Raw genomic sequence first — 615 nt, 5'->3', positions numbered from 1 at the left:
CTATTACACAGCTTTTGAAGATAGCAATACTATTGCAACCTTTACTAAGCTGGAAAATATCGGTAGAGAGACAGCAGTCATACATAAGAACTTGAGCTTAATGGCAGATTTGCCGGCAGGGACCTATGATGTGATTAGTTTACAGGGAGCTTATGCTAGGGAGAAAACAGTTCGTCGTCACAAGTTAGAACAGGGAATTTTCAAAATAGCTTCCAACCGAGGAGCTTCTGGTCACGCGCAGACTCCGAGCCTTATCCTTTGTGATAGTGAAACGACGGAAGAGGCTGGTCAAGTTTGGGCAATTCAGCTCCTTTATAGCGGAAACTTTGAAGCTTGGATTCAGCAAAATCAGTTGAGTGAAGTTCGGCTAGGTATCGGTATCAATGACGATAACTTTGCTTGGAAACTGGAAGCGGGGCAGACTTTCTATAGTCCTGTTGCACTGTTGAATTCTTCGTCTCAGGGTTTGACTGGTCTTAGTCATGAGAGCCAAGCTTTTGTTCAAGAGCATATCATTCCTAAAGCTTTTGCGAAGAGAGAGCGGCCAATTTTAATCAATAACTGGGAAGCAACTTACTTTGATTTCAAAAAAGAAAAGTTGCTAGAGTTAGCAGA

At 42.4% G+C, this 615-nt stretch carries 1 protein-coding gene; it reads left to right on the top strand.

Translation table 11 applies throughout. The features are described from left to right. On the top strand, window positions 1–615 hold a 615-nt coding region (locus K1I97_RS10105), incomplete at both ends, for a glycoside hydrolase family 36 N-terminal domain-containing protein (protein WP_223351619.1).

It is taken from the genome of Streptococcus oralis, from assembly GCF_019929345.1.
Lineage (GTDB): Bacteria > Bacillota > Bacilli > Lactobacillales > Streptococcaceae > Streptococcus.
Note: the sequence above shows the minus strand (reverse complement) of the source record. Positions and strands in the feature narration are given on the sequence as shown.